At 68.2% G+C, this 13,108-nt stretch carries 14 protein-coding genes; 4 read left to right on the top strand and 10 right to left on the bottom strand.

Annotated elements, in window-relative coordinates; translation table 11 throughout:
• Positions 1–44: 44 nt before the first annotated feature.
• A complete protein-coding gene (locus AC1HFW_RS03015) occupies positions 45–719 on the top strand; it encodes an epoxyqueuosine reductase QueH (protein ID WP_006393936.1) in 675 nt (224 codons plus the stop codon).
• A gap of 49 nt (positions 720–768) precedes the next feature.
• Here the strand turns inward: AC1HFW_RS03015 and AC1HFW_RS03010 are convergent, their stop codons facing one another.
• The 10 genes from AC1HFW_RS03010 to AC1HFW_RS02965 all read right to left on the bottom strand — a co-directional run bounded on the left by AC1HFW_RS03010 (position 769) and on the right by AC1HFW_RS02965 (position 10,023).
• Positions 769–1,740: an AraC-like ligand-binding domain-containing protein gene (locus tag AC1HFW_RS03010; protein WP_198484702.1), complete on the bottom strand. Its 972-nt coding sequence runs from the start codon at positions 1,738–1,740 to the stop codon at positions 769–771.
• Between the two features lie 121 nt (positions 1,741–1,861).
• A complete protein-coding gene (locus AC1HFW_RS03005) occupies positions 1,862–2,368 on the bottom strand; it encodes a c-type cytochrome (RefSeq protein WP_479281729.1) in 507 nt (168 codons plus the stop codon).
• A gap of 80 nt (positions 2,369–2,448) precedes the next feature.
• A complete protein-coding gene (locus AC1HFW_RS03000) occupies positions 2,449–2,964 on the bottom strand; it encodes a methylamine dehydrogenase light chain (RefSeq protein WP_006393933.1) in 516 nt (171 codons plus the stop codon).
• On the bottom strand, positions 2,948–3,586 hold the full coding sequence (gene mauD / locus AC1HFW_RS02995) for a methylamine dehydrogenase accessory protein MauD (RefSeq protein WP_006393932.1): 639 nt from the start codon (positions 3,584–3,586) through the stop codon (positions 2,948–2,950). Before mauD ends, AC1HFW_RS03000 begins: the two co-directional genes overlap by 17 nt.
• 21 nt (positions 3,587–3,607) lie before the next feature.
• Positions 3,608–4,165: a MauE/DoxX family redox-associated membrane protein gene (locus AC1HFW_RS02990; protein WP_479281727.1), complete on the bottom strand. Its 558-nt coding sequence runs from the start codon at positions 4,163–4,165 to the stop codon at positions 3,608–3,610.
• Entirely contained in the window at positions 4,162–5,352 is a 1,191-nt protein-coding gene (locus AC1HFW_RS02985) for an amine dehydrogenase large subunit (RefSeq protein ID WP_479281725.1), read from the bottom strand. Before AC1HFW_RS02985 ends, AC1HFW_RS02990 begins: the two co-directional genes overlap by 4 nt.
• Positions 5,353–5,383: 31 nt before the next feature.
• Positions 5,384–6,265 carry a transporter gene (locus AC1HFW_RS02980; protein ID WP_198484708.1) on the bottom strand — a complete coding sequence of 294 codons (882 nt, stop codon included), beginning with the start codon at positions 6,263–6,265 and terminating at the stop codon, positions 5,384–5,386.
• Positions 6,266–6,334: 69 nt separating this feature from the next.
• Positions 6,335–7,831, bottom strand: coding sequence for a phenylacetaldehyde dehydrogenase StyD (gene styD / locus AC1HFW_RS02975; protein ID WP_479281723.1), 1,497 nt, complete (start codon positions 7,829–7,831; stop codon positions 6,335–6,337).
• Positions 7,832–7,989: 158 nt separating this feature from the next.
• Positions 7,990–8,979 (bottom strand): quinone oxidoreductase family protein, encoded by a 990-nt coding sequence (locus tag AC1HFW_RS02970; protein ID WP_006393927.1) that lies wholly within the window; start codon positions 8,977–8,979, stop codon positions 7,990–7,992.
• Positions 8,980–9,042: 63 nt separating this feature from the next.
• Entirely contained in the window at positions 9,043–10,023 is a 981-nt protein-coding gene (locus AC1HFW_RS02965; RefSeq protein WP_479281721.1) for a DMT family transporter, read from the bottom strand.
• A gap of 116 nt (positions 10,024–10,139) precedes the next feature.
• Between AC1HFW_RS02965 and AC1HFW_RS02960 the strand changes: the two genes are divergently transcribed.
• From AC1HFW_RS02960 to AC1HFW_RS02950, 3 genes are all read left to right on the top strand, one after another.
• Positions 10,140–11,027 (top strand): DMT family transporter, encoded by an 888-nt coding sequence (locus AC1HFW_RS02960; protein ID WP_006393925.1) that lies wholly within the window; start codon positions 10,140–10,142, stop codon positions 11,025–11,027.
• Positions 11,028–11,058: 31 nt separating this feature from the next.
• Positions 11,059–11,559, top strand: a complete 501-nt coding sequence (locus AC1HFW_RS02955; RefSeq protein WP_035360147.1) for a MarR family winged helix-turn-helix transcriptional regulator — start codon at positions 11,059–11,061, stop codon at positions 11,557–11,559.
• A 105-nt stretch (positions 11,560–11,664) separates the two neighbouring features.
• Positions 11,665–13,092 carry an efflux transporter outer membrane subunit gene (locus tag AC1HFW_RS02950; RefSeq protein WP_479281719.1) on the top strand — a complete coding sequence of 476 codons (1,428 nt, stop codon included), beginning with the start codon at positions 11,665–11,667 and terminating at the stop codon, positions 13,090–13,092.
• Positions 13,093–13,108: the final 16 nt, after the last annotated feature.

Here is a 13,108-nt window from a genome sequence, read left to right as displayed (position 1 = left end):
GCGTAAAATAAGGAGTTTTCCGCCTTACCGCCTGCTTTTCGATCATGTCTGAACTCGTGCGCCCCAAACTCGACCTGCCCGCTGGCCGCCGCAAGGTGCTGATGCACTCGTGCTGCGCGCCCTGTTCCGGCGAGGTCATGGAAGCCATGACGGCTTCCGGCATCGACTATGCGATCTACTTCTACAACCCGAACATCCATCCGGTCAAAGAGTACGAGATCCGCAAGCAGGAGAACATCCGCTTCGCCGAGCAGCACGGCATCGAGTTCATCGACGCCGACTACGACATGGACAACTGGTTCGACCGCGTCAAGGGCATGGAAGACGCCCCCGAGCGCGGCGAGCGCTGCACCGCCTGCTTCGACATGCGCTTCGAGCGCACCGCGCTGTACGCCCACGAGCATGGCTTCGACACCATCACCAGTTCGCTCGGCATTTCGCGCTGGAAGGACATGAACCAGATCAACGGCTGCGGCGAACGCGCGGCCGCGCGCTACGACGACCTGATCTACTGGACCTACAACTGGCGCAAGGGCGGCGGTTCGTCGCGCATGATCGAGATCAGCAAGCGCGAGAACTTCTACCAGCAGGAATACTGCGGCTGCGTCTACTCGCTGCGCGACACCAACCGCCACCGCCGCGCGCAGGGCCGCGAACGCATCCACATCGGCGTGAAGTTCTACGGCAAGGAAGACCTCATCAACGAGGAAAACCTCTGATCGGACCGGGCCGCGCCGGCCATTGCGCAAGCGCGCGGCTACGCCGGCCTCAGGCCGATTCGCCCGGCAGGCGCCCCTGGCGCCGGTACTCCGACGGCGACACCCCATAGCGGTTGCGGAACGCGTGGCTGAAACGCGCCGCATCCGAAAACCCATGACGGAAGGCAATCTCGCCGATCTGCCGCGCGGTCTGCGCGGCGTCGGCCAGCATGTCGCGGCAGCGCTCCAGGCGCGCGCTGAGGATGAAATCGGCTGGCGTCGTGGCGGCCTGGGCGAACAGGTTGTACAGATAGCGGCGCGACACGCGCAGGGCCTCTGCCGCCGTCGCCGGCGACAGGTCCGGGTCGTGCAGGTTCTCGACCAGGTATTGCTGCACGCGGCGCAGTTGCGCCTGGCGCATTTCCAGCTGGTCCTGCCCGCCCGCGCCACCGGCCCGCTCGCTGATATCCAGCCCCATCATCTGCATGACGGCGTTGGCCGCGTCGCGCGCCGCGCTGTCCGACAGGTGCGCGTGCTCGCTCAGCGCCACCCGCAGCAGGTCCATGGCCATGCGGCCACAGCCGTGGCGGGCGCTGAAGCTGCGCGCCACCGCGTTGCGCATGGCCGGCAGCCAGGCCTCGGATTGCTTGCCCGGCACCTGCATCACCAGGAAATGGGCATCGTCGTCGACATCGACCTCGTACGGACGGGTGGTGTCGTAGATGCCCCATTCGCCCGGCATCAGCAAGGCGGTGCGCGCCGCCTGCCGGATCTCGCTGCGGCCATCGAGCTGCAGCGTGACCTTGTAGCCGGACGCCTCGGCGCGCTCGGCCAGCAGCCGGGTGCGGCGCACGCGCTGCGCGCCGGTGCGCATCTCGCAGACCTGCATCCAGCCCAGCGAATCCACCGCCACGCTGCTGCGAAAGCGCTTCGGATCGGCGGCCGACACCTCCAGCGGCACAAAGGTGTTGCTGATGTTTTCCTTCCAGCTGGCGCAATCCAGGAACTGCTGGGGCGCGCTGCGTAAGAGAGGGTGGGACATGGCGGCTCCGGCGCGCGGCGTGGAACAAAAGGCGGTCTTCTTTCTATCACCGAGCCCCTGGCCGGGAGTATCCGTGACAACCCCTAGGGCGCCTGGCGCGGGCCCCGGGCGCCGCGTGGCCTCAGGGCTTGCGAGCACTGCCATATGAATAGTCGGACAACGCCAGGCCCAGCGCCGCCAGCTCGCGCGCCAGGCCATGGCGCACCGGCACCACGTCGTCATAGCGGCGCGGCCGCGCCGCCGCCACCTCGCTCTCCGTGTAGGGCGAGAAGTCGGCCGGCAATTGCGCCGGACTGAACGTGTGCAACAGCCAGTTCAGCACATTGGCCAGCTCGGCATTGCTCAACTGCGAATAGGCCGCGCCCGGCACCCGGACCAGGTATTCGCGCCCGGCCGGCAGGTGCGTGAAGGCGCCCACCGAGTTGCGGAAATCGGGAATGCCGTGCGGCGTGCTGCCACGGCCGTCGACCCGGTGGCAGCCGGCGCATTGCAGCACGTAGTCGGCGCGCGCGGCCTGCCGCAGTGTGTCGGCGCCGGGCGCGCCATTCGCCGCCGCGACCGGTCCCGCGGCGGCCTGCCCGGCCGCGGGCGCCGCCTCGCCGGCGACGGCGGCCGCGCCGATCGTCACCGCGGCCGCCGCACAGGCCAGCCGGGCGATGGCGCCACGCCACCGCCCTCGCCCGCCGCGCCGTCTTCCCGCCATCCCGTTCATGGCTTCTTCTTGGCCAACCCCACGATCACGGAGGTGGTGCAGTGGAAGATCGACGACTCGTTGGACATGCACCAGTTGACGTCGTTGTGCAGGAACATCTGGTAGCCCGGCCGCTCGCGCTCGGCCGAGGCGCACATGCACTTGCCGCAGGCCGTCTTGCCGCAGCAGTCGTTGTAGCTGATGAGGTAATCCTTGCCGTCCAGCGGGTTGTGGCAGGTGCCGACCCACGACACCGCCGACGGCGAGGTACCTGGCGGGCACGAGGTCGTGCTGCCGCCGCAGCACGAACACAGGAAGCCGTCCACCGCGCAATAGCGCCAGTAGTCGCAGGCGGTCTCGTCGGTCTGCGGCTTCTTGGCCGCCGCCGGCGCGGACCGGGCCACCGGCAGCACCGGCACCAGGAAGGCGGTGCCGACCAGCACGCGGCCGATGCGGTTGAGCACGCTGCGGCGCGACGTGGCGTGGGCGACGGAGCGCGTGGCGCGCTCTCCAAGCTTATCCAACCAGCGCATTGCCGTTCTCCTTGCGTGAAATGCGGGTCTCTTCCAACGCGCCGCCGGCCAGGAATTCCTGCACCGACGCCACGCCCAGTTCCTTGGCCGTGAACAGGCTTTCCAGCTGTTCGCGCGAGTTGATCAGGCCCTTGGCGCGGATCACGCCGGACTCATCGATCAGCACCGCGTACGGCAGCTTGCTGATCTGGAACTTCATACCCAGTTCGGTCGACAGCAGGTAGGGAAAGCGCTCCAGCCCCGCCTGGCGGTAGAACGCCAGGTGCTCAGGCATCTCGCCATCACTGGCCAGCACGATGCGCAGCCAGGCGCTCTCGGTGCCGGCCACCGACTTGAGGATCGGCAGCAGCTTCTTGCACACCGGGCAGGTCGGCGACAGGAAGAACAGCAGCTGGCTGTGCTGGCCGCGTTCGCCGATGGTCAGGCGCCGGCCCAGCAGGTCGGCCAGTTCGAAGCGCGGCGCGGCTTCGCCCACCGCCGGCCCCTTGTCCATGGTCAGCGCCCCCATCGGCGCCACGCGCTCGTACAGCACGCCGATCTGGCGCGACAGCGCCAGGATGACCAGCATCAGGCAGAGCACCACGCCCCACAGCAGAAAATTGGAAATGATCAAGGCTTCCATAATCGTGTCGCTCCCTTGGTTCTAGGTATGCAGCTGCCGCAGCTTCAGGTGCGAGGCCAGCAGATGATTGACGGTGAAATACAAGGCCACGGCGCACATCGCCAGGCCGAAGACGGAGGCCGCGTCGGCCCATTGCAGGCCGCGCGAGGCGCCCTGCGCGGCGGCGAAGACCGGCAGCGTCCACAACGCCAGCAGGGCATTGCGCAGCACCATCCACCAGGACAGGCCGGCGCCACGCCCCGCCGCGCCGCGAAAAGCCGGGCCACCGCAGCCGCAATCGATATCGCGGCGGCCGCGCGCCAGGTTGATCGCCACGCCGGTCGTCGCCAGGGCCAGCACCAGCAACGCCAGCGCGGCGCCCCCGGCCTGCGCGCCCGGCGCCAGCAACAGGGCGCCGGCCAGCGCTTCGGCCAGCACGTAGCCCCAGGCGAACACGGCGGCCAGGCCGGCCGGCACGATCTCGTAGGCCGTCACGGCGGCGCTGAAGGCGGCCATGTCCTTGAGCTTGTCGAGCGCGCCCAGCAGCAGCACGCAGGCCAGCGCGGCGCTGGCGGCATAGAACAGGACGGGATCGGTCATTGCGCGCCTCCCGGCTGCGGCTCGACCTGCAGCGCCGTCTCGCCCGCGCCCTGGATCGTGCCCTTGAGCACCGGCGCGGCCGGCGCCGCGTCGTAGATGTTGACGTTGCCGCCGTCGATGGTGAACAGGCGCGGCTTGTCATCCTGCGACACCGACATCGACAGCGCATTCTTGCCGGGGATGCGCGCCAGCCGCTTGTGCGTGGCCAGGTCGTAGACCCAGATCTCGGCCGCCGGCGTCTTGTGCGTCCCCTCGGCGCCATTCGGATGCATGCCCACGTACAGCCGCTTGCTGGCGCGGTTCACCGCCAGCAGGTTGTAGCCGCCGGGACGCCAGCCGCGGTCCTTGCCGGAAGCGTCCAGCAGCGACCAGCGCTCGCCGAAGCGGGCCTCGGCGCCGCTGAAATCGGCGCTGTAGACGTTGCCGTTGTACGAGACGAAGTAGAAGGTGTCGCCCAGGCGGTCGGTATGGGTGAAGATCGGGTCCTTCTCGACCTCGAACATGGGCTTGCTGCGCTGCTGGCCCGACGGCTTGCCGGCCGCGTCCAGATCGACCGTGACGAACGAGCCGTCGCCGCAGATGCTGGCGAAGCTGCGCGGCCGCGACGGCGGCACGATGATGCTCCAGCAGCCCGCGGACGCGGTCACTTCGTCGGCGAACTTGCGCGTCTTCAGGTCGACCACCGTGACCGACGAGGCCGGCGTGGCGTTCTGCACGAACAACAGGCCGCCGTCGGCACTCTGCTGCAGGTAGTTGCGGTAGTTCAGCGCCTGGGCGCGCTTCTCGGGAATCGGCACCTCGTACTTGGGCGTCAGGGTCTCGGCGTCCCAGGCCTCGACCACGTCGGTGCGCTTGCCGCGGTTCAGGCGCTCGTAGTAGGTGGTCATGATGTAGATGTCCTTGCCGTCCGCCGACACCGTCATGTGGCCGTTGAACGACGAAGGCACCAGCCCCAGGAATTTCATCGTGTCGCCGTCGTAGATATTGACGCGGCTGTCGACCAGGTGATTGAACACCGCGTCCATCACGTACAGCCGGTGCGGCGTGGCCGGCGGCAGGCGGGTGCCGCCCTTGAGCTCCTCGACCGGCAGGTCGGCGCGGGCAAGCCCGGCGGCCGCGGCCAGGGCCGCGCACAGCGCCCATTTGCCGGCCCGCGCGGCGCGTCTGTTGGCACAAAGCGCAATCATTGGATCTCTCCTGGTGTCATGTCCGTTGCTCCTAGAAGGCGTAGACGTAGCGCATCTGCACGCCCCGCATGCGCGGGCCGTTCTCGACCTTCAGGTCGTGGATGTACTGCATCTGGATCTGGTTGGCGTCGTTGATCTGGTGCGTCAGTTCCAGCGCCAGCTGGTGGTTGCGGGCGCGGCTGGTCACCGTTTCGCCCGCGGCGCGCTCGCGCCCGCCGGTCTCGTAGCGGTAGCGGATGCCGGTGTAGGTGTTGTCCGTGATGTTGGTGGAGGCAAGCGCGAAGAAGCGGAAGGACGGATCCTTCTTCAGCGTCTGGCTCATCCAGTCGCTGTTGCGGCCGTAGATTTCCACTTCGCCGATGGCCTCGAGGAAGGTGGATTCGCCCACCCCCTTCACGAACGAGAAGTCCTGGATGGTGGACCAGCGGTTCTTGCCCGGCGAGGTGTCCGGGCGCGAGCCGTCGTAGCGTCCCACCGGCACCACCACGAACGGCTCCCAGGCGAACCAGGTCTTGGTCTGCTCGTTGTTGTAGAGCCAGATCGCGGACCCCAGCGTCACGTCGCCGATGCCGGTCTGGCGGTCGCGCGAGGCGCCCGGCAGTTCCATCGTGGTGCGCGACATCGGCACGATGAATTCGAGCTGCACGGTCTTGCCGAACAGCTCCCGGTAATGCATCTGGCGGTAGATCAGCGCGTCCACGTCCACCGAGGCGCCGTCGATGCGCTTGCCGGCCGAATACAGCCCCGACGAGCGCAGCCCGGTCAGGTAGCCGGCGATGATGTTCGTGCCCACCGGCGCGGGTATCCAGTCCCGCGCGCTGGGGTCTCCAGCCCATGCCGCCTGCGCCATGGCCAGGCCCGCCAGCAGCAATGCTGTGCGCGCCCGGGCCCGGCAATTGGTCTTGCCTGCCATGCACTTCCCCTTGGTTGCGCGGCCTCGCGCGCGCCGGTATTTCCCGGCTTGTCTCGCGCGGCCGTCAGTCTAGTAAGCGATACAAACGGACTTCTTCTCCAGGTACATGTCCAGTACGGCGCGGCCGTGTTCACGGCCGATGCCGGACTGCTTGAAACCCCCGAACGGCATGTTCGGGTCCAGCATGTTGTGGGTGTTGATCCAGAGCGTGCCCGCGTCGATGCGCGGGATCAGGCGCTGGACCCGCGTCAGGTCGTTGCTCCAGAGGCTGGCGCCCAGGCCGAAGGCGCTGTCGTTGGCCAGCCGCACGGCGTCCTCGAGCGTGTCGAACGGCTGCGCCACCACCACCGGCCCGAAGATCTCTTCGCGGGCCATGCGGGCGTCCTGCGGCAGATCCGTGAATACCGTGGGCCGCACGAAATACCCGGCGCCTTCGCCCGCGTCGCCACCCGCCAGCACCTTGCCGCCCTCGGCGCGGCCGATGCCGATGTAATCCATCACGCGCTGCTGGTGGCGCGCCGACACCAGCGGCCCCACCTGCGTATCCGGCGCGAAGCCCGAACCCAGCTTCATGCCGGCGGCCAGGTCGGCCAGCCGCTCCACCACCTTGGCGTACAGGCCCTTCTGCACATACAGCCGCGAACCGGCGGTGCAGACCTGGCCCTGGTTGAAGAAGATGGCGGCGGCCGCGCCCTGCGCCGCCACGTCGGCGTCGCAATCATCGAGCACGATCACGGGCGACTTGCCGCCCAGTTCCAGCGACACGCGCTTCATGTCGTCCATGGCGGCGCGGCCGATGAGCTTGCCGACCTCGGTGGAGCCGGTGAAGGCGATCTTGTCCACGCCCGGATGCGCCACCAGCGCCGCGCCGGCGGTCTCGCCGCGGCCGGTCACCACATTGACCACGCCCGGCGGAAAGCCGGCTTCCAGCACCAGCTCGGCCAGGCGCAAGGCGGTCAGCGGGGTTTCCTCGGCGGGCTTGAGCACCACCGTGCAACCGGCGGCCAGCGCCGGGGCAATCTTCCAGATCGCCATCAGCAGCGGGAAATTCCACGGAATGATCGCCGCCACCACGCCCACCGGCTGCGGCAGCGTGTAGGCGCTGTATTTCACGCCGGGCGGGAACGGGATCGACAGCGCCAGCGTGTCGCCGGTCAGCTTGGTGGCCCAGCCCGCCATGTAGCGCAGCCATTGCGCGCCGGAGCCGACCTCCAGCCCCTGGGCCACGCCCAGCAGCTTGCCGTTGTTCAGCGTCTCGAGCCGCGCCAGTTCCTCGCCGTGGCGTTCCACCAGGTCCGCCAGGTTCAGCAGCAGGCGCTCGCGGCCGGCCGGCAGCATGTCGCGCCACGGCCCACTGGCGAACGCCCGGCGCGCCGCCTGCACCGCCAGGTCGATCTGCGCCGCGCCCGCGTCGAGCTGGGTGGCGATGACCTCGCCGGTGGCCGGATCGTGCACGGCAATGGGTTCGCCCTGCCCCTGGCGCAGCGGCTTGCCGTCGACGATCATGTATTCGCGGATGGCGGCCAATTCCGGGCGGCCGGAGGCGGAAGGATGGGCGGACGGCATGCGTGAGGCTCCAACGGGATAGGGTGAGGCCAGGATAGCAACGGCCCACCGCGCTGGCTTGTCCGCCCGTGCATGGCGATTTGTCCCGGTGCGCACGGCAAAAAAAACGGGACGCGCCATGCGTCCCGCCTTGTCCGTGGCGCCAGGGGCGCGCCGGATCAGTCCAGCATCAGCACCGTGGCGCCGGTGGTCTTGCGCGAGGCCAGCGCGGTCTGCGCTTCGCCCGCCTGCTCCAGGTTGTAGCGCTGGTCGATGCGGACCTTGATCTTCTTCTTCAGGATCAGGTCGAACAGCTCGTCCGAGGCGGCCTGCAGCTTTTCCAGCGTGTTGACGTGCACGCCCAGCGACGGCCGCGTCACGTACAGGCTGCCCTTCTGGTTCAGGATGCCCAGGTTCACGCCCGCCACCGGACCGGAAGCGTTGCCGAAGCTGACCATCAGGCCGCGCGGCTCGAGGCTGTCCAGCGAGGTTTCCCAGGTGTCCTTGCCGACGCCGTCATACACCACCGGCACCTTCTTGCCGCCGGTCAGTTCGAGCACGCGCTCGGCGACGTTCTCGCGCGAGTAGTCGATGGTTTCCCAGGCGCCGTTGGCGCGGGCCAGTTCGGCCTTCTCGGGGCTGGAGACGGTGCCGATCAGCTTCACGCCCAGCGCGCGCGCCCATTGGCAGGCGATCAGGCCCACGCCGCCGGCGGCCGCGTGGAACAGGATGGTTTCGTTGCCTTGCAGGCGGTAGGTCTGGCGGAACAGGTACTGCACCGTCAGGCCCTTGAGCATCACGGCGGCGGCCTCGTCGAAGCCGATGCCCTTGGGCACCTTCACGACCTGGTTGGCCGGCACGTTGCGGGCCTTGGCGTAGGCGCCGATCGGGCTCTGGCCGTAGGCCACGCGGTCGCCCTTCTTCAGGTGCTTGACATCGGCGCCAACGGCCGTGACCACGCCCGCGCCCTCGAAGCCCAGGCCGTGCGGCAGCGGGTGGGGATACAAGCCCGTGCGGAAATAGATATCGATGAAGTTCAGCCCGGCCGCGTGCTGGTCGATGGTGACCTCATTGGCGGCCGGCGGCGGCACTTCGACTTCGACCAGTTTCAGGACTTCGGGACCGCCATGCTGCTCGATACGAATTGCCTTGACGAGATTGCTGGCCATGCTGGCCTCCTTTCTTTGAAATGTTGCGACGCAAGCTTGAGAATCAAATGTGAAGCCCGGACTTCAGCGCGCGGACGCGCTGCCGCCCGGCGCGGAGGGCGGCGGCTTGGCGACCGCGCCCCCCATCAATACGAATACCCCGGCCAGGACCAGCGCGGTGCCGGCCATCTGCCATACCGTCACGGGCTCATCCAGGAACCACGACGCCAGGAACAGCACCGACACCGGCCCCAGCATGCCCAGCAGCGACGCGGTCGGCGCGCCGATCAGCGCCACCGCCCACATCAGCATGAAGACAGGCACCACCGTGTTCAGGGTGGCATGGATGATCGAGTAGCCGTACACGCCCATCGGCTGGATCAGCACGGAGGCCGGATGGATCACGAAGAACTGCACGATGCAGGCCACGCACGACACCAGCATGGCATACGCCACCAGCCGGGTGGGCCCGACGCGCTTGATCAGTTCCCCGGAACAAATCAGGTACACAGAATAGCTGAGCGCCGAACCGAAAACGAACAAAGACCCTAACAGCACCTCGGCGGACCCGCCGAAGCTCAGGTCATGGGCGAAAACCAGCACCACGCCGGCATACGACAGCGCCATCGCCAGCCATTGCCGGCGCTCGACCGGTCGCTTGAACCAGAAGGCCGAGATCAGCACCACCAGCGACGGCGACAGGAACAGGATCAGCCGCTCCAGGCTGGCGGTGATGTAGCGCAGGCCGAGGAAATCCAGGAAGCTGGACAGGTAGTACCCCAGCAGGCCCAGCAGGCAGACCTGGATGCGTTCCTTCCAGGTCATGACGACGATTTCGCCGCGCGCCGCCAGGCGCGACTGATGCCACGCCACCGCCGCGAAGAACGGCATGGCGAACAGCATGCGGAAGGCGATGAGGGTGACCGCGTCGATCCCGTAGCGGTAGGTGAACTTGACGACGATGGCCTTGGCGGAAAACAGGATCGCGCCAAGCGCGGCCATGAAAAAACCGGCCGCGCGGCTGGAGGGACGAGAGACCGGCAAAAGCTTGGCAATGCGATTCATGCGATGATTTTAGATTCAGCGCCGCGGGATTTGCACGCCCGGCGCGCATTTTCAGCCTGCCGCGGCCCGGCCACGAACCGACGCCGCGCCTTTCCGTTCCCTGCCATCCCCTGCGAATGACCCGACACCGCGCCCTGACTTATATCCATATCGCCGCCGTCCTGTTCGGCCTGACCGGCGTCTTCGGCGAGCTGATCCAGGCCAGCGCGGCGGTCATCACGCTGGGACGGGCGGTCTTCGCGGTCATCTCGCTGGGCCTGTTCGCGCGCATGCGCCGCCGCCCGCTGCTCGGCGCCCTGACCCCGGCCCAGCTGTTCGTGCTGGTGATCGCGGGCGCCCTGCTGGCGGCCCACTGGGTCACCTTCTTCATTTCGGTCAAGGTCGGCGGCATCGCCATCGCCACGCTGGGCTTCGCCAGCTTCCCGGCCTTCATCACGCTGTTCGAGGGCCTGATCTTCCGTGAACGGGTGCGGCTGGCCGAATGGCTGCTGCTGGGCCTGGTCACGGCCGGCCTGGTGCTGGTCACGCCCTCGTTCGACCTGGCCGACCAGGGCACCATCGGCCTGGCCTGGGGCCTGCTGTCGGGCCTGACCTTCGCCCTGCTGGCCCTGAGCAACCGCCGCTCGGCCTCGGGCATGGACCCGATGCAGGTGGCCTGCTGGCAGAACCTGGTGGTGGCGCTGGTGATGCTGCCGTTCGCCGCCGGCCAGTTGCCCGCCCTGCCCGCCATCGACTGGTTCTGGCTGGCGTTGCTGGGCGTGTTCTGCACCGGCCTGTCGCACTTCCTGTTCGTCTCCAGCCTGACCCGCCTGAACGCCCGCAGCGCCGGCCTGGTGATCGCGCTGGAGCCGGTCTACGCCATCGCCTTCGCCTGGGTGCTGTTCAGCCAGCAGCCGACGGTGCGCATGATGGCCGGCGCGGCCCTGATCGTGGCCGCCATCGTCTGGTCGGGCCTGCGCAAGGCGCCGGCCGCCCCGGAAAGCGTCCCTCAAAAGCAGCCTTGACAATTACTGACTAGGCAGTAAAATTCGCTGCATGAATGCCTCGTCACGTCCTGAATCCACCGAAAATCCGGTTCATTATCGCGGGGATACCCGCTGCATGATGGAAGAAAACGCCGGCTACCTGATCAAGCTGGTCGCCAACTCCCTGAACCGCATGCTGGACCAGGAAATGGCGCCGCTCGACCTCACCGCGATGCAGTGGCGCCCGATCGCCATGGTTGCCCTGGGCCGGGCCGACACGCCCGCCGAACTGGCCCGGCTCAACGGCGTCGACACCGGCGCCATGACCCGCACGCTCGACCGGCTCGAGGCCAAGGGCCTGCTGCGGCGGGCCCGCAACCAGCTGGATCGGCGGGTCGTGAAGATCGAATTGACCGAACTGGGCGAGACCAAGGCGCGCGAAATCCCGCCCAATATCGCCCGCGTGCTGAACCACCACCTGCGTGGTTTCTCCACCGACGAAGTGACGCAGCTGATGCACTTCCTGCGCCGCATGATCGCCAACGGTTCAGCCTCCGCGCCCGAGCGCTGACGGTGCCCGCCCAAGCCAACCCGCCCCTGCGAAAGGGGTTTTATTTGACGTAATATTTGCCTAGGCAAATACAGATTAATCAATTACTTTCAGCAGATTGTCAGGATGAAACGCCTTCTTTCTACCGCATTAGTGCTGGCCTTGAGCGGTTGCGCCCTGATGGAACCCGGCTCCGAGCCGGTGGCCGCCCTGAATGAAACCAAGCTGGGCCTGACCGCCCAGGCCGTCGCCTGGCCCGACACGCAATGGTGGCATCGCTACGGCGACAGCCAGCTCGACGCGCTGATGGACGAAGCGCTGGCCAACAGCCCATCCATGACCGCCGCCCAGGCGCGCCTGGCCAAGGCCAACGCCGCCGTCAGCACCGCCCGCGCTCCCCTGATGCCGCGCGTGGACGCCAACTACACGCTCAACCGCGAGCACCTGTCCGGCGACTACATCTACCCGGCGCCGCTGGGCGGATCGGTCGTCAGCGACAACCGCCTGGCGCTGGACTTCAGCTACGAGCTCGATTTCTGGGGCAAGAACCGCTCGCACCTGAAAGCCGCGGTCTCGCAGCAGGCCGCTGCCGAGGCCGACGCCCAGGCGGCGCGCAACGTGCTGGCCAGCGCCACCGTGCGCGCCTACCTCAATCTGCAGGACGCCTTCGCCCAGCGCGACGTCATCAAGCGCGTGCTGACCCAGCGCGAGGAAGTGCTGTCGCTGACCCGCGGCCGCTATTCCGCCGGCCTGGACACCCAGGTCGAGGTCAAGCAGGCCGAATCATCGCTGGCCGCCGGCCAGGTCGAGCTGACCCAGACCGAGACCACGCTGGCGCAACTGCGCAACCAGGTCGCGGCCCTGGCCGGCGCTGGCCCGCAGCGCGGCCAGTCGCTCGTGCAAGCCACCCTGACCGCGCCCGCTGGCGGCGTGCCCGACAGCGCGCCGCTGGACCTGCTGGGCCACCGTCCCGACGTGGTCGCCGCGCGCTGGCGCGCCGAGGCCGCCCGGCACCAGATCGACAGCGCCCGCGCCGAGTTCTACCCCAACGTCAACCTCGTGGCCTTCGCCGGCTTCCAGGCGATCGGCACCGGCAACCTGCTCGGCGCCGCTGCCCGCACCGCCGGCTTCGGTCCGGCCATCACCCTGCCGATCTTCCACGGCGGCGAGCTGAACGCCAACCTGGCCGGCCGCCGCGCCGACGCCGACCTGGCCGTGTCCGACTACAACCAGACCGTGCTCGACGCCGTGCACCAGGTCGCCGACGCGCTCGACGGCCTGCGCCTGCTGGAACAGGAACGGGCGCAGCAGCGCCAGGCGCGCGAAGCCATCGAGGCCGCCTATGAACTGGCCGTCAACCGCTACAAGGCCGGCATGGGCAACTACCTGACCGTCCTGGTCGCGCAGACCGGCGTGCTGACCCAGGCGCGGCTCGACACCGACCTGCGCATCCGCGCCTACCAGCTCGACGCCAACCTGGCCAACGCGCTGGGCGGCGGCTACGTCCCCGCCCCCGCGCAGCAGCCCGCGCCCGCCACGAACTCCACTCATTGAACGCTCCGGATTCAGA

The organism is Achromobacter sp. ISS7, from assembly GCF_056523125.1.
The sequence above is the reverse complement of the archived record's forward strand: the minus strand, read 5'-3'. Positions and strand labels throughout refer to the sequence as shown.

What these genes read in the sequence shown, in the direction of transcription:
- AC1HFW_RS03015 (WP_006393936.1), top strand. Translation starts at nt 45, where the DNA reads ATGTCTGAACTCGTGCGCCCCAAACTCGACCTGCCCGCTGGCCGCCGC.
- AC1HFW_RS03010 (WP_198484702.1), bottom strand. Translation starts at nt 1,740, where the DNA reads ATGTCCCACCCTCTCTTACGCAGCGCGCCCCAGCAGTTCCTGGATTGC.
- AC1HFW_RS03000 (WP_006393933.1), bottom strand. Translation starts at nt 2,964, where the DNA reads ATGCGCTGGTTGGATAAGCTTGGAGAGCGCGCCACGCGCTCCGTCGCC.
- mauD (WP_006393932.1), bottom strand. Translation starts at nt 3,586, where the DNA reads ATGGAAGCCTTGATCATTTCCAATTTTCTGCTGTGGGGCGTGGTGCTC.
- AC1HFW_RS02990 (WP_479281727.1), bottom strand. Translation starts at nt 4,165, where the DNA reads ATGACCGATCCCGTCCTGTTCTATGCCGCCAGCGCCGCGCTGGCCTGC.
- AC1HFW_RS02985 (WP_479281725.1), bottom strand. Translation starts at nt 5,352, where the DNA reads ATGATTGCGCTTTGTGCCAACAGACGCGCCGCGCGGGCCGGCAAATGG.
- AC1HFW_RS02980 (WP_198484708.1), bottom strand. Translation starts at nt 6,265, where the DNA reads ATGGCAGGCAAGACCAATTGCCGGGCCCGGGCGCGCACAGCATTGCTG.
- styD (WP_479281723.1), bottom strand. Translation starts at nt 7,831, where the DNA reads ATGCCGTCCGCCCATCCTTCCGCCTCCGGCCGCCCGGAATTGGCCGCC.
- AC1HFW_RS02970 (WP_006393927.1), bottom strand. Translation starts at nt 8,979, where the DNA reads ATGGCCAGCAATCTCGTCAAGGCAATTCGTATCGAGCAGCATGGCGGT.
- AC1HFW_RS02965 (WP_479281721.1), bottom strand. Translation starts at nt 10,023, where the DNA reads ATGAATCGCATTGCCAAGCTTTTGCCGGTCTCTCGTCCCTCCAGCCGC.
- AC1HFW_RS02960 (WP_006393925.1), top strand. Translation starts at nt 10,140, where the DNA reads ATGACCCGACACCGCGCCCTGACTTATATCCATATCGCCGCCGTCCTG.
- AC1HFW_RS02955 (WP_035360147.1), top strand. Translation starts at nt 11,059, where the DNA reads ATGAATGCCTCGTCACGTCCTGAATCCACCGAAAATCCGGTTCATTAT.
- AC1HFW_RS02950 (WP_479281719.1), top strand. Translation starts at nt 11,665, where the DNA reads ATGAAACGCCTTCTTTCTACCGCATTAGTGCTGGCCTTGAGCGGTTGC.